General features: G+C 52.9%; 16 protein-coding genes. 10 read left to right on the top strand and 6 right to left on the bottom strand.

All coding sequences use genetic code 11. The features are described 5' to 3' along the window. The first annotated feature begins 6 nt into the window (after positions 1 to 6). On the top strand, positions 7 to 1,791 hold the full coding sequence (locus tag N1689_RS18580) for a bifunctional diguanylate cyclase/phosphodiesterase (protein WP_161736649.1): 1,785 nt from the start codon (positions 7 to 9) through the stop codon (positions 1,789 to 1,791). Between the two features lie 318 nt (positions 1,792 to 2,109). Next, positions 2,110 to 3,297, top strand: coding sequence for a diguanylate phosphodiesterase (locus N1689_RS18575; RefSeq protein WP_260059726.1), 1,188 nt, complete (start codon positions 2,110 to 2,112; stop codon positions 3,295 to 3,297). Between the two features lie 1,437 nt (positions 3,298 to 4,734). Here N1689_RS18575 and N1689_RS18570 read toward each other — a convergent pair. Continuing rightward, positions 4,735 to 5,808, bottom strand: a complete 1,074-nt coding sequence (locus N1689_RS18570; protein ID WP_260059783.1) for a RepB family plasmid replication initiator protein — start codon at positions 5,806 to 5,808, stop codon at positions 4,735 to 4,737. Positions 5,809 to 7,804: 1,996 nt separating this feature from the next. On the opposite strand from N1689_RS18570, the gene N1689_RS18565 reads away from it, so the two are divergent. The 7 genes from N1689_RS18565 (at position 7,805) to N1689_RS18535 (ending at position 16,699) form a co-directional block, all read left to right on the top strand. Further along, the gene (locus N1689_RS18565; RefSeq protein WP_161736566.1) at positions 7,805 to 9,007 is read left to right on the top strand and encodes an AAA family ATPase; all 1,203 of its coding nucleotides are present in this window, start codon (positions 7,805 to 7,807) and stop codon (positions 9,005 to 9,007) included. Beyond that, a complete protein-coding gene (locus N1689_RS18560; RefSeq protein WP_253418521.1) occupies positions 9,004 to 9,975 on the top strand; it encodes a ParB/RepB/Spo0J family partition protein in 972 nt (323 codons plus the stop codon). The genes N1689_RS18565 and N1689_RS18560 overlap by 4 nt, the downstream gene beginning before the upstream one ends. 220 nt (positions 9,976 to 10,195) lie before the next feature. Further along, positions 10,196 to 11,122, top strand: coding sequence for an aminoimidazole riboside kinase (locus tag N1689_RS18555; protein WP_253418524.1), 927 nt, complete (start codon positions 10,196 to 10,198; stop codon positions 11,120 to 11,122). Positions 11,123 to 11,282: 160 nt separating this feature from the next. Next, a complete protein-coding gene (locus tag N1689_RS18550; protein WP_161736563.1) occupies positions 11,283 to 12,818 on the top strand; it encodes a carbohydrate porin in 1,536 nt (511 codons plus the stop codon). Between the two features lie 67 nt (positions 12,819 to 12,885). After that, the gene (locus tag N1689_RS18545) at positions 12,886 to 14,256 is read left to right on the top strand and encodes a sucrose-specific PTS transporter subunit IIBC (protein ID WP_161736562.1); all 1,371 of its coding nucleotides are present in this window, start codon (positions 12,886 to 12,888) and stop codon (positions 14,254 to 14,256) included. Then, positions 14,256 to 15,665, top strand: coding sequence for a sucrose-6-phosphate hydrolase (locus N1689_RS18540; RefSeq protein ID WP_222925681.1), 1,410 nt, complete (start codon positions 14,256 to 14,258; stop codon positions 15,663 to 15,665). Before N1689_RS18545 ends, N1689_RS18540 begins: the two co-directional genes overlap by 1 nt. 29 nt (positions 15,666 to 15,694) lie before the next feature. Beyond that, positions 15,695 to 16,699: a substrate-binding domain-containing protein gene (locus tag N1689_RS18535; RefSeq protein WP_161736560.1), complete on the top strand. Its 1,005-nt coding sequence runs from the start codon at positions 15,695 to 15,697 to the stop codon at positions 16,697 to 16,699. 28 nt (positions 16,700 to 16,727) lie between these two features. Here the strand turns inward: N1689_RS18535 and N1689_RS18530 are convergent, their stop codons facing one another. The 4 genes from N1689_RS18530 to N1689_RS18515 all read right to left on the bottom strand — a co-directional run bounded on the left by N1689_RS18530 (position 16,728) and on the right by N1689_RS18515 (position 20,508). Continuing rightward, positions 16,728 to 17,918, bottom strand: coding sequence for a cytochrome P450 (locus tag N1689_RS18530; RefSeq protein WP_222925679.1), 1,191 nt, complete (start codon positions 17,916 to 17,918; stop codon positions 16,728 to 16,730). A 22-nt stretch (positions 17,919 to 17,940) separates the two neighbouring features. Continuing rightward, the gene (locus tag N1689_RS18525; RefSeq protein WP_222925678.1) at positions 17,941 to 18,486 is read right to left on the bottom strand and encodes a chorismate mutase; all 546 of its coding nucleotides are present in this window, start codon (positions 18,484 to 18,486) and stop codon (positions 17,941 to 17,943) included. A 321-nt stretch (positions 18,487 to 18,807) separates the two neighbouring features. Beyond that, on the bottom strand, positions 18,808 to 19,974 hold the full coding sequence (locus tag N1689_RS18520; protein ID WP_260059725.1) for a zinc-dependent alcohol dehydrogenase: 1,167 nt from the start codon (positions 19,972 to 19,974) through the stop codon (positions 18,808 to 18,810). Next, entirely contained in the window at positions 19,975 to 20,508 is a 534-nt protein-coding gene (locus tag N1689_RS18515; RefSeq protein ID WP_161736556.1) for an SRPBCC family protein, read from the bottom strand. Positions 20,509 to 20,723: 215 nt separating this feature from the next. On the opposite strand from N1689_RS18515, the gene N1689_RS18510 reads away from it, so the two are divergent. Next, positions 20,724 to 20,969: a hypothetical protein gene (locus N1689_RS18510; RefSeq protein ID WP_260059724.1), complete on the top strand. Its 246-nt coding sequence runs from the start codon at positions 20,724 to 20,726 to the stop codon at positions 20,967 to 20,969. 1 nt (position 20,970) lies between these two features. Here the strand turns inward: N1689_RS18510 and N1689_RS18505 are convergent, their stop codons facing one another. After that, positions 20,971 to 21,882 carry a GNAT family N-acetyltransferase gene (locus N1689_RS18505; protein WP_161736554.1) on the bottom strand — a complete coding sequence of 304 codons (912 nt, stop codon included), beginning with the start codon at positions 21,880 to 21,882 and terminating at the stop codon, positions 20,971 to 20,973. Positions 21,883 to 22,305 lie beyond the last annotated feature (423 nt).

Below are 22,305 nucleotides of genomic sequence, written 5' to 3'. Positions count from 1 at the left end.
ACACACATGCTCAAGAATCTAGACGGCGACAATGAGCGCCGAAGTCGTGCTTTGCAGGCACTGCGCAACCCTGACGAAAGTCGCGATGACGTTCTGCGAAAATTTGTCCGGTTAGCCAGTCAGGCCCTGGGTATCCCGGGAAGCTTTATCTCGGTGCTGGATGACGAATTCCAGACCGTACGCGCGTCACATAACTTTGATCTGCAACGCTCGACGCGTGGGGATTCACTCTGCCGTCATGTGGTAGACAGCGACAGCGCAGTGATCGTGCCGGATACCTATCACGATGCGCGCTTTGTCACGCATCCGCTGATCACTGGCTCACCTTTTATTCGTTTTTATGCCGGTGTGCCCCTGAAAACCCGCGACGGCATTATTCTGGGCACGCTCTGTGTTACGGACACCGAGCCGCATGCATTTGCCGTTGAGCAGGTGACGACATTAACGCTGCTCTCCACACTGGTCATGTCCTTTCTTGAAGCCTGGCATTCGGCTGGTTTTTGCGATCCGGTGACCGGATTGCCTAATCGCCAGCGCCTGATACGTGATTTGCAATATCTGGCTGTGGCCGGCGACACCACGCCACGCCGTCTGGTGCTGATTGATTGCATCGACATGTCACGTGCTTATGAACTGGCACGCACCATGGGAATGAATCCGGTTGAAAGCCTCCTGAAGGATATGGCTACCCTGCTGCCGCTGCGCCTGCGTCCGGCGGTAGGTGAAATGATCTACACTGTGGCCACAGGGCGGTTTGCCATCTTGACTCGTGCCGATAGCCGGCTAAGTGCAGCCTGGGTCGCCGATCGCCTGGAGGGTATCAGTGCAGACATGGATGAGGGGCTGTCAGTTGCACTGACGCCTCATACCGGTGAGGCCGGCTTTGTTGCCGGCAGCATGTCAGCGTCGGAAGTGTTGCGCCGCGCGGTGAGCGCGCTGAATGAAGCGGTCGGGCGCGGGCTGCCTTCTCAGCGTTTTGATATTGAGGCGGAGACACAGCGCTCAGAAGATTTCCTGCTGATGACCGATCTGAAAACAGCTCTGCGCGATAACATCGGGCTCTATATGGTCTATCAGCCTAAGATTTGCCTGCAGAGTGGTAAACCGGTGGGCCTGGAAGCGCTCATCCGCTGGCGACATCCCAGCAGAGGGGAACTTTCACCGGCTGCCTTTATTCCGCTGGCCGAGCAGACCGATCTGCTCTCGGTGCTGACCGCCTGGATTATCGACCAGGCCGTTGAACGTCTCAGACGACTGCGTAATAACTGTATTCAATTGCCATTAACCATAAACGTCAGCGTGCGCGATTTTGCATGCGAGGGATTTGCTTCCGCGCTGGAAAGCAAAATGCTGAAGTCTAAGCTTCCGACCTCGCTGCTGGGCATCGAATGTCTGGAGACAGAGCGCATCCTTGAAAGCCCCACCGCTCTTCGCGGACTGGAGATGCTCAGAGAACGGGGATTCACGATTTCACTCGATGATTTTGGCACAGGCTACAGCAATATCAGCTATCTGCGTCGTATGCCGCTGGATGTTATCAAGCTGGATCGCTCTCTGATCAGTGAGCTCTCTTCAGATACGGCTTCACGCATTATTGCCCGTAGCATCATCGCCATGCTCAAAGAGCTGGACTATACGGTGGTGGCAGAGGGCGTTGAGTGTCCTGACGCCGTGACATCCCTGACAGAATATGGCTGCGATCAGGCCCAGGGCTATTTCTATTCGAAGCCATTAAACGAAGAAGCGCTGGATCACTGGCTTCACTGGAAACTGCGTGGTGAGTGCCATTAAACCTGCGCGCTAAAAAATCATCGATGCCTGTGTTGAACATTACGCTTATGTCACTGCTGAGCCGATGATTACGTTTCCGCGAGAACCACAAGGCCGCCCCGATGGCTGCCTTATTTATGATGCAATGACATGATTTCATCGGCACAGATCCAGCAGCGTCATTACGGTTACGTTAACTGAATGCAGATCTGCCGATTTGCCGTTTCGCTTAGTGCCACCTGCTCTGTTGCAGTCCGTGCGACAGCAATCAAGTATAGATGAAACATTTTTTGATCAGTGTTAGCGTGTCCGCAACAATTACGTAAAACGGAGCTGCACATGCTAACTACCATAATCTATCGCAGCCATATTTCAGATGACTTTCCGGTCAGAACCCTTCCGGAGATGGTCGATAACGCCAGCAAAATCAACAGCACGCACGATGTAACCGGTATCCTGTTATTCAACGGCACCCATTTCTTCCAGTTACTCGAAGGTCCTGAAGCGGGCATTCAGGCAGTTTATCAGCGAATCTGTGCCGATCGGCGGCATCATAATGTCGTCGAACTGATGCGTGACTATGCGCCTTCCCGACGTTTTGGTAATGCGGGCATGTCGCTGTTTGACCTGCGCGAACACGATCGCTCATCACTGCTACAGGCGGTGCTGGACAAAGGTACGTCTAAATATCGCCTGACCTATGATGATCGGGCACTGCAATTCCTGCGTACTTTTGTAGAGTCACGTGAGAAAGAAAACTACTACGAGGTTCTTCCGCCAGGTTACTGGGAGTTTATTTCAGAGCACACTCATGTGCCGGACTCCCGCCCGGAGACAGAAGGCGTGAGCTTCCGTCCGGTGGTCGATCCGCTGGCGCGTCAGGTGACCGCCATTGAAGCTGTTACCCTTCGTCCGGCGCTTACCGATGAAATTTCCGGCGACAGGCTTTATGTTGACGACCTGGAAACCGTGAAGAAAACCTTTTCCCAGGCTGGTCTGGTTTGTCCCGATGGTATGACGCTCTACGTGAGTCTGCTGCCAATGACGCTGGTTGTCATACCCGACGCCGTCGAGCACATTGTGGCAGCAATTCAGCAGGCGGGGCTGGTACCGGAGCAGGTCGTTATTGGTGTGAGTGAAACCGGCGTGATTTCACAACTGGACGCGTTCTCTGAAGCCGTACGCGCACTGAAAGCGTTCGGGATCAGCCTGTCTATCGACAATTTTGGAGACGGCTCCGCAGGATTATCATTGCTGACTCATATTCAGCCCGACCGTATCCGTATTGATGCCGGTATTACCTGCGACGTTCATCGCAGTGGGCCAAAGCAGGCGGTTGTGCTGGCGATCATCAAGTGCTGCTCAGCGCTGGAGATCACCGTCATCGCGGCAGGGATCGTACAGGCAGAAGAGTGGATGTGGCTGGAAGCAGCAGGTGTAATCAATTTCCAGGGTACGCTGTTCGCCGCTGCGGGCCGATATGAGGCGCAAGCTGTCGCCTGGCCGGAATATCGCGAGGCCATGTAACGTACGCAGTCCTAATAATCCTAAAGCGGTGCGCCAGCGAGCGGCCGCTTTCTTCATTTATGGCCCTGCCAGCTCTCAGGAACAGGTGTCATTGACAGGCATCCCCTGCGTCCCCGTATTTATCCACGCATTCAGCACTTCTTTTGCAATCATTCTGAACGCGATACTGACACTTTTGAATGAGCTGATGACGCGTATCCGACATGCATTCCCGGATAACCACTATAACGAGTAACTCTGACAGGTTAACCACTATAGGAAGTAAATCGGAGACTGAACTGCGCTATCCGGCCAGGGAATGTGACAAATATCCACTATAGCGAGTAAACGTGTGCCAGAAGCGTTACTGTCAACCACTGTAGCCAGTAAGTTGCGCAATAATCATCCGAATCATAACGATAACTAACTCGCGCAGAGAATAAGCGCAAAGATAACCACTGTAGCGAGTGCCTGCTCACCTCTTTCCTAAGAGGATAACCACTATATCGAGTAAGTCATTCAGAAAGAGGAGCCTGAAAATATCCGTGCTTAACAGGGCACCTCGCACGATTCACCTGCGGGGCAACCACTATAGCGAGTAAAAAGGTCGTGTGAAGATGTGCATGTAGCAGGAACAGAATCATAGCCCTGCCCTGCTCTATGCTGTTATTCAGTAAAATAACTTTGTTTTGTTAGCGAAACCATTCTGCTCATCCTGTAACGCAACCACTGTAGCGAGTGCCTGCCTGATCTCTCCTGTCGCGCTGGTTTTTTATCCTCATGATACGGTGAGAGACATATAATGATAGTAAGCACTCACTTTAAATTACTGAATATTAGTAACAAACAGTATAAAACGATACCGCTAACCACTATAGCGAGTGATCTCCTCCCTTCTATCCCAAAAAATAACCACTGTAGCGAGAATGTTGTAACAGCCAGGTCTGTCATCTGATCATTATCTGAACGTATTAGCCAATAAATCATCAGAAAACCACTATAGCGTGTAAATCTTATGGGCAGAATGAGGTAAACAAAGATGAGATGGTCATTTCAGAATGGCCATAACCACTGTAGCGAGTAAGGCCAAAGAGCTGAATATCGCCAGCGAAACACGACATATGGCGTCGGGAGGTAAATCCGCATGCTGTCAACCAGACCAGACTAACCACTATAGCGAGTGCTGACACGCTAAAGCGTTAACGCAACGTTTGCAGAGATACCGCGGGACGAACTGGCTAACTACTGCAGGAAGTCGATCTTTTGCGAAGCTTAATGCACCCTCCTGATCAGAGAGGCGCAATGGAAAACCAGAGCAAATAGCAGGATGTTTTTCAGGCAGGCGATTCAGGATGTTGATGCTCCGTCGGGAAAAGATTAACCACTATAGCGAGTAATCTTACTCGCTATAGTGGTTAGCAGGATCCATCAGCCATGAGCGGTGTGGTGAACAGGTAACTAACGGTTTTTCTGTTTCCTGATTTTATTAAGTAACTCTTTTTCCTCACGCGATACCATGACAAGCTCACTGCTATCATCCTCACTCACCTGTTCGGGCAAATTGACATCAATCATAGTGGAGTCGCTGTCCAGATCGTCAAACTCGTCCATCTCATCATCGATCAAGCCTGCCTTACTGAGCGGCAGTTCGGCAGGGCGCAGCTTGGGATGACGATAATGGACCCAGAAGTACACAGAAGAGCCGCGGCGGGTCTCGGTATAGTCGAGATAACCAATCTCTTTTAGCTGCTCCATCGCCTTTCTGACCGTCGCATTCTGGGTGATCACGCGCGACGTAAGGTTGAGCCGTGCACGCAGGCGCGCCATAGATATTGGCGCAGGTTTGGGCGGAAGGCTTTCAATAAACGTATAAAGTGCCTGAGCGGACTCTTTGCGTGCCAGCTCATTAATAGCCTTAAGCTGCAGCAGAACCTTTCTGTCGAACTGATAAAGCTCAAAGATCTTAGGATCGGCCTGTAAGGTCACCGTGTCCTTTTTAACGCTGTATTTGGCGGACTGCACCAGATGCGTTGTGTAGTTCTCTCCGCCCTTGCTGGTAAAAGTCAGGGTGTTAGACGCAATCCGCGTCAGCGAAGCGTCCAGACGGCTCCTGAGCTTCGATGAGAGGCGCGCAGAAGGTATGCCGCAGAGTTTTGCAAATTCTACGAACGAGAGCGTTACCGTGTCTCCCAGACACTCATGCGTGGCGAATGCGCGAATGATCCCAACCCAGGTCTTAAAATCATTATCCATATCCAGTCGGGCACCCAGAATCTTGATGTTGTCATACCCTTCCGATCTGACCAGGGATAACTGTTTCAGATCCTGAGTCACATCCATCGCATTCATCTGGTTTTTCTGACTGCGCGCTGTGGATTTCAGCGTTGGAACAAACAAGCCGAGTCGCATTAACGCGACCGGCTGCACGGTGTTATTACTGTTGGGCGTCAGAGTAACAACTTCGCCTGTACGCTTGTCTGTTTCGCTAAACGCATCAGCTATGTTCAGGATATCTGGTTCTTTTCTTGGCATTAGGAAGATCCGTGATGTGAACAGGCGAGAGCCGCTGTTACTCAATACAGTGGATACTAGCACTCACTATAGCGGTTAATCTACTTGCCATAGTGGTTATTTATCTCGATACAGTGGTTGTTTTACTCGCTATAGTGGTTAGCCATCCTTCTTTATCGCAGTGATACCAAGGGCTAAGGCGGCATGGGGATCTTTCAGGACCTTTAAAGGGATCTAATGTGGATCTGTTATGGGATCTATTCAGTGGAAAACTTGCCCAAAAAAACCAGCAGGTCCGTCAGTTAACACCTTAGCCTTCTCAGATAACGTACTGTTTTATTACCCAGGATAAGAAAAATGACAGCGACCAGGCTTATACACATCATAAAGCACGCTCTACTCGCTACAGTGGTTATTGCGTACTCGCCAGCGCGGTTGGTTTACTCGCTATAGTGGTTATTGTGCTCTCTCCAGTGGTTATTCTTCTCGCTACAGTGGTTACCAACACCCTTTCAGACCTTGTGCTACGTGGCTTCAGAGCCTGCAGGGATCTGTTAAGGATCTCAATTTGATCTATTGAGGATCGACCAATTGGATCTGGCCTGTGAATAACGGGGATAAAACATACCTGATTCAGAAATCATCGAGGCTGACATCAGACAGATTTTCAGTTGCGGATATGAAATAGAGAATCGCTATAAGCAGGTTATTACCTGTTAACGCAACCGGTTACTGGCAAGACAAAACAAAACATGAAACCAGACATCCGCTGATAACCTTGTAGGTGTAAAGGTTTTTAGCCCTGAGGTAATAATTTGGCGCTATTCAGATAATAATCCGGGAGGGGAGCGCAATTTTCACCATGAATTAAATTACTTATGTATCTGATAGTAAAGATATTTTTTTAAATTTTCACTGTGAAAACACCAGCAGTATAACGCCAGATTCAGCTTTTCTGAGGCTTAAACATCGTTTTATTATGTCCGATGAGCTCTCTCCTTACTGCATTAAAGTAGCCATAAATTAGTTTGAAATAAGGTACTCTTTTACCCGGCATAATCAACACGGCTCATAAAGGAACTCGTTATGCATAATCACATTATTATCTGAAAGCAAGTAATCCTTGATAAGGAGGGGGAAAGAAAGTGGATGGGCCTACTGGTGCGCAAATGATTTAAAAGATTAAATTATGCAGATTTCTTTTTGCTGCTTATGCGAGGTTTTATTGCTTATTATTATCTCGCGTGACGCTCTCAATCCCCTGCTCCGTTCAAAGGTATCAATATGTCATGGTAGTAATTCATAACGCGACTAAACCGATTGATTGAAAGACCGCTTTTTTATGAGAAAAATAATTAGTCAGAAATAACAAAAGAATCTCTATCAGATGTAATGAAAAATGCTGCTGAACCAGGCTGGAAAACACTCATGCAGACTCTAAACAAATCGTAATCGAGTAATGTAAAGGTATGAACTACTGGCAGGGCTAACAAGGGTTTACTGACAGTATGGCTACTTATCAATTTCATCAACGTTTAATTCACTATGGTTGATCAGAACCCATGCTCTGGTAATGTCTGATGAAACAAATTTACAAATAATAGTAAGCTTGATAAAAACACGTTTTCAATACGCATTTTCACCAAGCTTATATTCATTTAAGTTTATGATTTTAATAGAGATATCTGATATTTTCATGATGAAAACACCATGTGGAGCGTCTGTAATATGGGTCAGCGTTGCTGGCCGATCATTTCTGCCTTACCAAAAAACAGATATCGAGTGCTGACATCCGCCATCCATTATCAAACTTAACTCTGATATCTGTTCAACATACTCAAACTGAATGAACAAAAGTCATAGAGCTTAAGCAAACCTCTTTTACAGCCAACCATAAATCTCAGATCATCATTCCACTACCTGAGACAAAAAATCCAGGTTTTTGGCATTTTCCTAAAAAATTGGCAGATATTCGCTTTTTGTGTAGTATGCAAAAAACATTAACGCAGAGGGGCTTATGAAGCGTGATTATGGTGGAGTGCTGGAGATGGCAACACGTGCCAACTCCATGTTACATGGACTTAGTGACCACATTGAGCAGCAGCGTCAGGAATTTAACCAGACAGGGTTTTACCAGACTTTCTCTCGCAATGCTGTAGCAAATATGCCACTGCTGAGTAAGCACGCTGTCGTCGCAGCGATTAGTGATATGGAAGCAGCAGGATACCAGTTTGGTAAAAAGCAAACCGGCAGTACATCGCAATATGCCCTGACCATTCAGAACGTCGTCGACATTTATCAGCATCGTAAAGTGCCTAAATATCGCGATCGGCATGCTGGCCCCTTTGTCGTGTTTGTTGTCAGTCTTAAAGGCGGCGTCTCTAAAACCGTCAGCACCGTGACGCTGGCTCACGGTATGCGCGCCCATCCTTCTATGCTGCACAATGACCTGCGTATACTGGTTATCGATCTGGATCCACAGGCATCGAGCACGATGTTCCTGAGCCATACCAACAGTGTCGGTTCCGTACTGGAAACAGCAGCGCAGGCTATGCTCAACGATCTGGATGCAGATCAGCTTCGTGAGCAGTTTATTAAGCCTACCGTTATGCCCGGCGTTGACGTTATTCCGGCCTCAATCGATGATGGCTTCGTTGCCAGCGACTGGGAAGAGCTGGTTGCTGAACATCTGCCCGGTGTTGCGCCTTCAGAGGTCCTTCGCCGTAATGTGATCGATCGTCTGGCAGGTGACTATGATTTTATCTTCCTTGATACCGGTCCTCATCTTGATTCCTTTATGCTGAATGCCATCGCGGCCAGCGATGTGCTGTTGACACCGACGCCACCGGCACAGGTCGATTTCCATTCCACCATGAAGTATCTGACGCGCCTGCCAGAAATGCTGGAGCGTATCGAGTCCGAAGGTATCGAACCGCGGCTCAAAGCTAATATCGGCTTTATGTCTAAGATGACATCCAAGCATGACCACCTGACGTCGCAAAGTTATGCACGTGAGGTGTTTACTAAATCGATGCTGGACTGTGGCTTACCTCGTCTTGATGGATTCGAGCGTTGTGGCGAATCCTTTGACACGGTAATCAGTGCTAATCCCGCTTCCTATCCCGGCAGTGCAGACGCCCTGCGTAAAGCCAAATATGAAGCTGAGCAGTTCTCAAGGGCTGTGTTTGATCGCATCGAATATATCAGGAGTACCCTGTGAGCAAACCTATACAGCGCATTGGCCGCAAGTTCGGCGATTCTGCTATTGCGAACATGATCGACAGCAGCAGCCAGTCGCGCACCTTTACGCTGAAGTCAGGTGCGAAGGCAACTTTTGTGCGCCAGCTGGTCCTGCATGATGATATAGAAACCCGAACCAGTGTTGACCCGAAGATCAACGGACGTGATCAGAGCACGCTGACGCCGGAATCGCTGCAGGAAATCACCCGTACGATTACACTGCAGCAGTTTTTCCCGGCCATTGGTCGCGTAAACGGCGACCGGATTGAGATTATGGATGGTTCGCGCCGTCGTGCTGCCTGCATTCTTTCCGGGGCCAGTCTGGAAGTGCTGGTTACTGCAGATGAACTGAGCCTCAGCGATGCGCGTCAGCTGGCTGCTGATATTCAGACGGCTAAAGAGCATAACCTGCGTGAATTAGGTCTGCGCTTTATGCTTATGAACGAAAGTGGCATGAGCAAATCAGAAATTGCTAAAGCGGAAGGCATCTCAAACGCTAAGGTCTCACGTGCATTTCAGGCCGCATCCGTGCCCGCTGAGTTTATCGAACTCTTCCCGGTCGTTTCTGAGCTGACCCTTCAGGATTATCAGTTACTGCTTGATGTCTGGGAGGAGGCGAAAGCGGAAGCGATGGATGCCGCCGGACTGGCCAGCGAAATCCAGCAAAAGCTGGAGGCAGATGATTCACTGCAAAACGCTAATTCAGATGAGAAGAAGAGCGCAATCCTGAATGGTTTCAAAAGCGCCCGTCGTCAGTTAAAAAAACCTGCACCGGTCAGCAAAATGGTGACGGAAAAGCTGGCAACGTTTACTACAGCCAATACCTATGCGCGTCGTAAAACCAACGATGAGAAGCGCACCGTGCAGTATGAATTCAGTCGTTTGCCAAAAGAGATTGCTGAACAGATTGATGCGTCGATCAGACAGATACTCTCTACGCTTAAATAATCTTCATCACACATCACTGACAATCAAACCGGCCGCTGTGCCGGTTTTTTTTATACCTGACCTCTGCCCGTAATTATCGGGCATGTGCCTGTTCGGCTCTCTACCATAAACGTCTTATGTTAATCACATATCACTTCAGCATGTTAATGCTTGAACCTTACGCCATTTAGCGCTATAGCTAAAACGGTTTAGCTTTCAGGTTTAATCATAGGAGTTTTTTATGTCTGTTCGCGTATGGTGCCTCGGGGATGCCGTGGTCGATTTGCTACCCGAAATACCGGGGCGCCTGATGCAATGTCCTGGCGGAGCACCTGCCAATGTTGCCGTTGGCATTGCCCGACTGCAGGGAAACAGCGGTTTTATCGGACGGGTGGGTGCCGATCCTTTTGGTGAGTTTATGCGGCAGACGCTAAATGAGGAGAATGTTGATACCCGCTATATGATCGCTGATTCACAGCATCGCACGTCAACCGTGGTGGTCGGTCTGGATGAGCAGGGCGAGCGCACCTTTACCTTTATGGTGCGGCCCAGTGCCGACCTGTTTCTTGAAACGTCCGATCTGCCCGAATTTAATCGAGGGGAGTGGCTGCATTGCTGTTCAATTGCCTTAGCGGCGGAACCTTCACGCACCGCGACGCTGACCGCTATGAAACAGATTCGGGCGGCAGGCGGCCATGTCAGTTTCGATTTAAATCTGCGGGAAGATCTCTGGCCCGACCCGGCGCTGCTGCATACGGTGGTGAACGAGGCCCTCAATCATACAGACGTGGTGAAACTCTCCGACGAAGAACTCGATTTTCTCAGCCCGGGTCAGGAAGCGGCTGTCAGCATGCCGCAGCTGGCCGCAAAATTCAGCATTCGCTTGTTACTGGTGACACGGGGCAGGGAAGGGGTGATGGCCTGTTATCAGGGCCGAATCACCCACCATGCTACCACGCCCGTTAACAGCGTCGATACTACCGGTGCAGGTGATGCCTTTGTGGCCGGATTACTCTGGGAGCTGGCGAAGTCAGGTCTGCCTGTTAATGAATCGCAGCTTGTCAGCTGCCTGCTGACTGCCCAACGTTGTGGCGCACTCGCCACCACGGCAAAAGGTGCCATGACAGCACTTCCCTTGCGCCACCAGCTGGACGATCTGGCTGGCTAATCGTCATCTGACAGCCCTGTTTTGCGAGCTATCTCACAATCACTAAACCGGTTTAGCATTTTTCATTGCAGAGGGAAATTACCCGTGGCTATGATTTGCGCCTAAACCGGTTTAGCAAAAAAACCGGTGATGATAGCCTCTCCTCAGGGATATAAAAAAAATGAAACTAAGCACGTTAGCCATCGCCCTCTCTGCAATATTCTTTTCCACATCCGTCTGGGCCGATCCCAGCATGAGCAGCATCGAAGCCCGCCTGGCGGCAATGGAGCAGCGACTGCAGGCTGCCGAGCAGCGGGCGAATGCGGCTGAAAGCCGTGCAGAGATCGCCGAAAAGCAGGCTCAGATGGCTGAACGGCAGGCTCAGCAGCTGGCGGCGGTTCAGCAGCAGACCCAGACCTCCACCGCTGAGGTCGCGCAGCGCACCGCGAAACTGGAACAAAAATCTGCCGATGAAGGTGGCTTTGAGTTCCACGGTTATGCCCGCTCCGGATTATTGATGAACAGCTCCGCCGCCAAAACGCAGGGCGGCCCGACCGTAACCCCGGCTGGAGAAACCGGCGGTCACGTCGGGCGTCTGGGTAATGAGCCGGATACCTACGTTGAGCTCAACCTTGAACATAAGCAGACGCTGGATAATGGTGCCACCACCCGCTTCAAAGCGATGCTGGCCGATGGACAGCGCACTTATAACGACTGGACGGCCGCCAGCAGCGATCTCAACCTGCGTCAGGCGTTTGTCGAACTGGGACAGCTTCCCACCTTCAGCGGTGCATTCGATAACGCAACGGTCTGGGCAGGTAAGCGTTTTGATCGTGATAACTTTGATATTCACTGGATCGACTCCGATGTCGTGTTCCTTGCCGGAACCGGCGCCGGTATTTACGACATGAAATGGGCAGAGCAGGCGCGCAGCAACCTCTCGCTTTATGGTCGTACCTTTGGTGACATCGAAAACAATGAAAACACCGCGCAGAACTACATCCTGTCGCTGAATAATTTTGTCGGCCCGGTGCAGATGATGGTCAGCGGTATGCGGGCGAAAGATAACGACGATCGTCGGGATATTGACGGCCTCCGTGTTAAAAGCGATGCGGCCGAAACCGGCGTCCATGCGCTGCTGGGCCTTCATAACGACAGCTTTTATGGGCTGACAGAAGGCACGTCGAAAACAGCCCTGCTCTATGGTCATGGCCTGGGCGCTGAGGTGAAGTCGATTGGTTCTGACGGCGCACTGTTGCCGGAAGCGAACACCTGGCGGCTGGCAAGTTACGGGATCACTCCCCTTGGCGGCGGCTGGCACATTGCGCCCGCCTTACTGGCACAGCGCAGTGACGATCGCTACGTCAAAGGTGACAGCTACGACTGGGCGACAGTCAACCTGCGGCTGATTCAGGAAATCACGCAGAACTTCGAGATGCAGTATGAAGGCTCTTATCAGTACATGGATCTGCGTCCGGAAGGTTACAACAACCGTAACGCGGTCAGCGGCAGCTTCACCAAACTTACTGTTGCGCCAACCCTGAAAGCCGGTGATGTCGGCGACTTCCTTAAACGTCCGGAAATTCGTCTGTTTGCAACCTGGATGAACTGGGATCACCGGCTGGATAACTATGCCAGTGACGACGCGTTCGGCAGCAAAGGCTTCGATGCCGGCGGTGAATGGAACTTCGGTGTACAGATGGAAACCTGGTTCTGATCGGGCGGCCCCGGCTGCCGGGGCCTGAACGTCACGCGGATAAAAACATAACAAGAGTGAGGTATGTATGGACTATGTAAAAATATCGCGGGCCCTGCTGCCCCTGCTGGGTGGTAAAGAGAACATCGCCAGCGCGGCTCATTGCGCGACCCGACTGCGGCTGGTGCTGGCGGATGATGAGAAGGCGGACACCAAAGCGATTGGCCAGATTGAAGGCGTTAAAGGCTGCTTCCGCAACGCGGGACAGCTTCAGGTTATCTTCGGCACCGGCGTGGTGAATAAGGTCTACGCCGCTTTTATCGCCGAGGCGGGCATCAGCGAATCGAGCAAGTCAGAAGCTGCTGATATTGCCGCCCGCAAGCTCAATCCTTTCCAGCGCATCGCTCGCCTGCTGTCGAACATCTTTGTGCCGATCATTCCGGCGATCGTGGCGTCGGGTCTGCTGATGGGCCTGCTGGGGATGGTTAAAACCTACGGCTGGGTCAATCCGGAAAATGCGCTCTATATCATGCTGGATATGTGCAGCTCGGCGGCCTTTATTATCCTGCCGATCCTGATTGGTTTTACGGCGGCCCGCGAGTTTGGCGGTAACCCGTTTCTGGGTGCCACGCTGGGCGGTATTCTGACGCATCCGGCGCTAACCAACGCCTGGGGCGTCGCCGCCGGTTTCCACACCATGAACTTTTTCGGCATTGAAGTGGCGATGATTGGCTATCAGGGTACGGTATTCCCGGTACTGCTGGCGGTGTGGTTTATGAGCATGCTGGAAAAGCAGCTGCGTCGGGTGATCCCGGATGCGCTCGATCTGATCCTGACCCCGTTCCTGACGGTGATTATCTCCGGCTTTGTCGCGCTGCTGATTATCGGTCCGGCGGGCCGTATGCTGGGCGATGGTATCTCCTTTGTGCTCAGCACCCTGATTGCGCACGCCGGCTGGCTGGCAGGTCTGGTATTTGGCGGACTCTATTCGGTAATTGTCATCACCGGTGTCCATCACAGCTTCCATGCGATTGAGGCGGGACTGCTGGGCAATCCTTCGATTGGCGTGAACTTCCTGCTGCCCATCTGGGCGATGGCAAACGTCGCTCAGGGCGGGGCCTGTCTGGCGGTGTGGTTCAAAACCCGCGATGCGAAGATCAAGGCGATTTCGCTGCCCTCCGCGTTTTCAGCACTGCTGGGGATCACCGAGGCGGCTATTTTTGGTATCAACCTGCGGTTTATGAAACCCTTTATCGCGGGTCTGGTGGGCGGCGCGCTGGGCGGTGCCTGGGTGGTGTCGGTCCATGTTTATATGACGGCGGTCGGACTGACCGGCCTGCCGGGTATGGCGATTGTCAAAGCGGGTTCTCTGCTCAATTATGTCATCGGCGTTGCTATCGCGTTCACCACCGCGTTTGTAATCTCTTATCTGCTCAAATACAAAACGGACTCTGAATAATGGCCTCATCAACACGTCTTGCCGCCATTCTGCAGGCGGTGATGCAGGGTATGCCAAAGGCGCTCAGCGACAGCCACTATCCTGGCTGGCATCTGGCACCGGTTACCGGGCTGCTTAACGATCCCAACGGCTTCATCCATTTCGACGGTCACTATCATCTCTTCTACCAGTGGAACGCGCTGGGCTGTGCGCATCAGCATAAATGCTGGGGGCACTGGCGCTCAGCCGATCTGCTGAACTGGGAGCATCAGCCCATCGCGTTGATGCCGGATGAGGAGTATGACCGCAGTGGCTGCTACTCCGGCAGCGCAGTCGACGATAACGGCGTACTGACACTGGTCTACACCGGCAACGTAAAATTCGATGATGGTTCGCGCACGGCGTGGCAGTGCCTGGCACAGCAGAACAGCGCGGGCGGTTTTGACAAGCTTGGCCCGGTCATTGCCGTGCCGGAGGGTTATACAGGCCACGTTCGCGATCCTAAAGTGTGGCGTCATGACGATCGCTGGTACATGGTGCTGGCGGCACAGAATATGCAGCGGCAGGGCAGGGTGCTTCTGCTGCGTTCTGACACGCTGCGGGAGTGGCAGAATCTCGGCGAGATCGCGGGCAGTGAACTGGGCGGCCTGGATGCCGCGGGTTATATGTGGGAGTGCCCGGATATGTTCACGCTCGGCGACAGCACCTATCTGATCTGCTGTCCGCAGGGCGTTGCGCCCGAAGAGAAGCGTTATCTGAACAGTCACGCCTGTGCCTGGCTGAGTGGGGAGCTGGATTATCAGCAGCCTGCATATCAGCACGGCCCGCTGAACGAAATGGATGCCGGCTTTGAATTTTATGCTCCGCAAACCACGCTGACCGCTGATGGCCGACGTCTGCTGGTGGGCTGGATGGGGACGCCGGACGGTGAAGAGATGGCCCAGCCAACCGTGGCGCAGGGGTGGATCCACCAGATGACCTGTCTGCGCGAGCTGAGCTCACGTAACGGCCGGCTCTGTCAGCAGCCCATCGCGGAACTGCAGGCCTTGCGCGGGAACGAGCAGCACTATCAGGGCCGCGCCGATGATGCGCCGCCGATTGCCGCCCAGCGGCTTGAAATTGAGCTTGCGAGCCAGGGCGACATCGAACTCAATTTCGCCGATACCCTGATCCTGACCTGGCAACACAACGAACTGCGGCTTGCCCGTCGCAGCCTGGTGTCGGGTGAATGGATAACCCGCTACTGGACCGGTGCAGCGCGTCGATTGCAGATCCTGTGTGACCATTCGAGCGTTGAGATCTTCATCAACGACGGGGAAGGGGTGATGAGCAGCCGCTATTTTCCGGACCAGCCGGCGCTGCTGACCCTGCGCGGGCGCGCAGAACTGCAGGCCCGCTACTGGTCGTTACGTCGCTGCATGGTAGAATAAACCCTTGTTTCACTAACCGATGTCTTGTCGTGAGAAAAACAAAACGCGTTACCATCAGTGATATCGCCGGGCTGGCCGGAGTTTCAAAAGCCACTGCCAGCCTGGTGCTCAACGGCCGTGGCGAAGAGTTACGGGTCGCGAAGGAGACGCGAGAGCGGGTTCTGACGCTGGCCCGCGAACACCATTATCAGCCCAGTATCCATGCGCGGATGTTGCACGATGCCCGCAGTCATACGCTGGGGCTGGTGGTACCGGAGATCACTAACCACGGTTTCGCTGCCTTTTCTCATGCGCTGGAAAATCTCTGCCGCGCAGCGGGTCTGCAGCTGCTGATCTCCTGTACCGACGAAAATGCCGGTCAGGAGAGGGTCGTAGTCAACAATCTGGTGGCGCGTCAGGTCGACGGGCTGATTGTTGCCTCCAGTATGCTAACCGACAGCGACTATGTCAGTCTCAGCGAACAGCTGCCGGTGCTGCTGTTTGACCGCCACATGAACAACACGAAGCTGCCATGGGTCATCACCGATGCCGTGACGCCCACCGCTGAGCTGGTTGAAAAGCTGGCGCGCGCCTGTCCGGAGGAGATCTACTTTATGGGCGGACAGTCCAATCTTTCCCCGACCCAGGATCGTCTGGCGGGATTCAGAGAGGGGCTGGCGCGGGCGGGTGTGACGCTGCAGCCGGAGTGGATTATTCAGGGGAACTACCATCCCGGCAGCGGCTACGAGATGTTTGCCGCGCTATGTAAGCGACTGGGGCGTCCACCCAAAGCGATGTTCACTGCGGCCTGCGGCCTGCTGGAAGGGGTACTGCGCTACATGAGTGAGCACAACCTGCTGACCAGCGATATCCGCATCGCCAGTTTTGATGACCACTATCTCTATGATTCACTCTCGATTTCTGTCGACACTATAGAGCAGAATGTTCCGGCGCTCGCGCAGGCCTGTTTTTCTATGCTGACCACGATGATTGCCGGAAATGATCCAGCAGACAGCCAACTGGTGCTGCCCGCCACGCTGCGTCTGCGCGGTTAATCGCCGGGCGCAGCTGGCCCGGGCGGCTTTACCACTCGACCGGCAGTGCGCTGACACCGCGCAGGTTGGCTCTGTGGTTGCGGCGAACCCCGGCGGTTACCAGCCGCATGGCTGGCAGTCGGGTCAGCAGTACCTGTAACGCCACCTCCATTTCCGCCAGTGCCAGCCGGTAGCCCATGCAGTGATGTATCCCGCCACCGAATGCCAGGCAGCGTCCCTCATGCCGACGGATATTGACCCGCTCCGGCGAGGTAAAGACAAGCGGGTCGTGATTGGCTGCGCCCAGACTCAGAAAGAAGCGCGTTCCGGGCGGGATGAGCTGGCCTGCCACCTCAATCTCTTCCAGCGTCGTGCGGTAAAGCATCTGGACCGAACTGTCGTAGCGCAGACATTCCTGTATAGCATCGGGTATCAGCGCAAGATTCTGCTGCAGACATGCCAGTTCCTGCGGATGGTCATGCAAAGCCAGAATGGTATTACAGAGCATATTTGAGGTGGTCTCATGACCGGCAAGAAACAGAAGTATCACATTGGCGATGATCTCATCGTGACTTAGCCGGTCACCGTCGTTACCGCTACGCAGGAAAAGGGACACCAGATCACTGGCGCTGCTGTCACGGCGCGCGACGATCAGGGCGCTGAAGTAACTCTCCAGTACGGCAAACGCATCGGCGGCTTCAAGCAGATCTGTCTGGCTGATTTGCGGGTCGAAAACTTTGACCAGCACAGACGTAAGTCGACCCAGTTCAGGCGCATCCGACTCCGGGACTCCCAGCATCCTGCAGATAATACGTACCGGTAGCGGAAAAGCGAATGCCTGGACTAAATCGCAGGTGCGAAGGCCTGCCAGTGCATCAATCAGATCATTGGCTATCGTCAGCGCCATCTCTCTGAGGGGATGAATCTCCCGGGCGCTGAACGCTTTCATGACCAGTGCTCTCAACCGGTTGTGGTCCGGCGGATTCAGCACCAGAAACATTCTGCCGATGCTCTGAAACAGCGGCATGTCGGCGGCGGCATCACCAAATCTTAACCGGACACTTTCTATATAATTCTTACCGACCCGCCGATCGTTCAGCAGGGCATCCACCACCGCGTGACTGCCGCTGATGATGATCTTATCCCCGGCTGGAATAAGCGGGCCCTGCCGATGGAGTTTCCGATAAAGCGGTAAGGGATTGTCAGCGTAGTCGGGGTTCATGAGTTCATGAAGCTGCATAGCTTACTCCAGGACTTGAGGATTAATGCGAGCGCTGAATGCGGGCGAGAGAAGCGAAAAGGTTGTTTTTATCACTTTCGCTGAGGTGGGGGGCCGTGAGCTGTGACATCAGAAACACGTTGTCCTCCTGCGAGAAGCTACCGGTCATCAGGCGCTGGCTGATCGCAGCCAGGAGCTGGGTATCCAGCCGTTCAATCTGCTGCCGGGTCCCGGCCAGATCGGTGACGGATACGTCACTCTCCGGTGTTGAGAGCCAGTCAGCCCGATAGCGATACTGAATCGCTTTGCTGGCGTTCATCAGAGCCTGGACAAAAGGTTCAACCGATTGAGGTTCAAGTCCTGCCTGCTGCGCGTTATGCAGCATATTTTCCAGAACAACCTGCTCACGAGGCAGATCCTCAACAGGTAAATGATGCTGCGCCTTATAACCCGCCACAGCCTTCATGACCTGCATGCGTTCATTCAATGCGGTGGAAAGCGCGTCGAGTGATACGGAAGAAACCGAACCTGCGAAAACGGTGCTGCACATGAACAGTGAAGAGAGAAAAACCGCCACATATTGCGTCATTGGCCTGCTCCATAAATGAAAACTGGCACTAATTTACGCATGAAAAAATAACTTAGTGTGATTATTTTGTTTTCAAAATGTGAACAGGCAGAAGTGTCCGCATGGCGTTTGCAGGGATATGATTCAGATGTGTTTTTTTCACTTCACGTTCATAAAAAATTCATATCTGCATGGCGTTATGGTGGGTTAATTCAGATTCAGCCTGGCCGTGACAGGCTCTTATCATCTGTCTTTCAGCGTCCGAAAATAAGTGGGATTTTTGCCAGGGTTCAGGATAGGTCTCGCCGGGCGGCAGCGCCGCCCGAATCGGTTTATGTGTTTTCAGGGTACGAACACGGCACGAACGCAGCCATCTTCTTTGTGTTTAAACATCTCATAGCCTCGCGGGGCCTTTTCCAGTGGAAAACGATGTGTCGCCATAAAAGCCGGATTAAGTTCATTTCTGGCAACATGCTCCAGCAGGCGATGCATGTAGCGTTGCCCGTGCTGCTGGGCGGTACGAATAGTCAGGCTTTTATTAATCATCAGCCCCAGCGGAAACTTATCCATCACGCCATACACCCCCAGAATCGCGATGTTGCCGCCTTTACGGCAGGCATATAACGCCTGGCGCAAGGCTGCACCGACATCCGTTTCCAGATGCAGCATCTGTTTGGTCTTGTCATAGACCTGACTTAATCCTTCACCGCGGGCTTCCATGCCGACAGCATCAATACAGCTGTCCGGGCCGCGCCCGCCGGTTAATTCCAGCAGCGCTTCGTTGATATCGACCTCGGTGTAATCCAGCGTGATGCTGCCTGCGAAGTCGCGTGCCATGGCCAGCCGTTCAGGATAGCGATCGATACCAATGACCTGATGCGCACCCATCAGCCAGGCGCTTTGCTGTGCCATCAGTCCGACACCGCCACAGCCCCAGACCACCACGGTGTCACCCGGATGAATATTACAGAAGTCGGCACCCATATAACCGGTCGGCGTCGCATCGGAGAGGAACAGCGCCTGCTCATCGGTTACGCCTTCGGGCACGACGAAGCAATCATTGTCGGCAAAGGGCACGCGAACATACTCTGCATGTGAACCCGCATAACCGCCAAACGCGTGGCTGTAGGCGTAAATGCCGCCCGTGGCATGACCCAGCACCGTTTCGCCTTTCTCCCACTGCGGATGCGTATTGTCACAGCAGGAGGGCAACTGATGCTGGCAATACCAGCAGGAGCCACAGGAGATAAAAGAGGGCACCACTACCCGATCGCCGCGCCGGATATTTTTTACCGCACGGCCAACTTCAACGACCTCGCCCATGAATTCATGACCCAGGATATCGCCCTCCCGCATACTCGGGATCAGGCCGTCAATGACGTGCAGATCGGAGCCGCAGGTGGTGGTGAGCCTGACGCGAATAATGGCATCATGAGGATTGAGCAGACCCGGGTCGGCCACGGTTTCAACGCTTAAATCGTTGACGCCATTCCAGCAGAGTGCGCGCATTTATTTCTCCTTATCCTGACGTCCGCCATGACGACCCGCAGGTTGCCCGTGCAGGGTAGGAATCTCACCGGTTTCAGCCAGACTTTTAAAGCGATGTAACGCTTTGCTGGCCACCTCTTTTGGCAGCAGATCAAATAACGTTGTTACCTTTTTTCCCAGTGCGCCACCCGGCGGCGTGAACTGCAGAGTCAGAGCCAGCTCGGTGCCCCATTCCCCCGGCGCCGGGCGCAGTCGCAGTTCACCTTCGTTAGGAATGTCTGCATCCTCAAGCGAGCGCCAGGCAATAACTTCGCCTGGCTGCGCTTCAACAATGCGGGAATCCCAGCGGTAGTGCTTACCCAGTGGGCCCTCAATCTGCCAGTGTGCATCGCTTTTATTGACCGGTGTCACGCTGGCAAAGTGGCTCATAATGCGGGGCAGAGTATCGGGCTCAAGCCACAGGTTAAAAAGCTCGGTAGCGGGCAGGCCTACAGTAATCCAGCGCCGTAGCGTGAGGGTATTATCACTGGCGGTAATCAGAGATGTTGATGTCAAAATGTCCTCCGATAGTTCTCTCAGTGGAACAAAATCACTGATTTTGAGTTAAGAACAGCTGGCGGAATTTTGCGAGCGAAGCCGCGCCCTGCAGGGCTATAAAGCTTCTGCGATGCATGCCGGGTTATGCGAACAGAGAGGCGTCATGCCTGTCGGATAGTCGGTAGAATACGTGCCGCCAGTTTGGTCATTTTTAGCAGCAAAAAGAGGCAGATATGTCTGTAACTGAAACGTCAGCCAGGGGTGAAAATGTCGCGGAACTCGTCGGCCCCCTGGAAAAACAGGCGGCGAACCGTGCGGATGTCAACTGGCACGACGGTCTGCAAAGCAGCACCAGAATCGCACTGGAAAAAAGTAATCATGTGGTTGAGGCAAAACGGATCGGCGCAGAAGAGAGCCTGAACCTGAAGCTGCGTGTTTACAGCATTCAGCATAAATTGATTGAGCTGGCGCTGGGGTGATTTAAATGGCCCGCTGGTCCGCCCGTAAATCTGCTGGGGTAAAAAAGTGATATTTCAGCACGCAGCGCCGTCCGGCATTTTGCGCGCTTCGCAGAGAAGGCGTATTGCCGGGCAGAATGGTGCCGGTCAGCATCGCATGCTGACCACAGTAATGGTGAAGCTGCTGCAGCAGACGCTGTTGAGCGCGTGCAGCGAGTCCACGACCCTGATACACCGGCAGAATCACCTCATCCATGATCTGAAATCCCTCAATAAAAGCCAGTCGTCGCGGCACGCAAATCATCAGCCCAGCCACCATGCCCTGCCAGAGGATCAGAAAAACATGCCCTCCGGCAATATCGTCCCGTAATTCCTGCCTGCTGGTGGCCATCAGCTGATCCCGCAGATGCGGAAGCGTGTGCCAGCTGGCACGATAAGCGCGGTTAATGGCGGAGCTACAGAGGGGATAATCTTTCCGGCAGGCCGTAATCAGCGAAATCTCTTCGTCGTCAGACGCGGAGTGTGAGCCTGGAACGCTAAGGTAAATCAGCTGATCGGTTATACCAATATCAGGATTGGTGGCAGGTAACAGAATACGCATCTTCAGCGGCTTGATCGTTTGCCACTCACGCATGATGGCGGCTGCGGCTGCGTAATCCAGTGCGCCATCACGGGCCACGATCTCAATAAAAGGCTGAGCGGGGTCGCCGCCGAGATAGCGCGGGCCGGTGAGAAAACGCTGGCCGTTAATCGTCAGTTCGCGCTGCAAAAATGTGTGCTGGGGCAGGCCGGTTTCACGCCAGGGGAAGGCGGCGGAGAAGTGATGATCGTGGCATAGGGCCTGCTGCTGAGTCAGCCAGCTGGCAAGCCAGTCGCTGAGACATTCAGATGAGACAGGCACAGTACGGTAGAGCGATAACATATAATTCAGCATAAGATTCCTTATTGCCCGCCGTCAGTAATCTCCTGCCTCTCTGCGTACACTACAGAACCGTGCCGATAAGGCTGCTGAGAGTGTAAACGATACGTTCGCTTTATGACCATCACCATCGCATCGGTCAGCAGGAATATTTAACGTTTCATAACGGTTCCGGACCTGCCGCACACACGTTCTCATGCCGGAAATGGAGTCAGATAAACGTCATCCTCCTGTGCGCTTATTATTGCCGCCGGCTGTGCTGATTTAAAAAACAAAGAGTATTTCCCCGATTTTTGGCATGTTACGCAAACATGGTCAAATTAATTGATGTAATGGGGCTAAGTTGCCCAAAAATTAAATGAAAAATAAAAATATTCATTTTTTACGTAAATATGACGGAATCAGATAATCGGCGGCCGGCAAATGGATTATGCTAAA

It is taken from the genome of Pantoea sp. XY16 (assembly GCF_025153065.1).
Taxonomy (GTDB): Bacteria; Pseudomonadota; Gammaproteobacteria; order Enterobacterales; family Enterobacteriaceae; genus Pantoea; species Pantoea alfalfae.
This window is presented reverse-complemented; position numbering and strand designations above follow the sequence as displayed.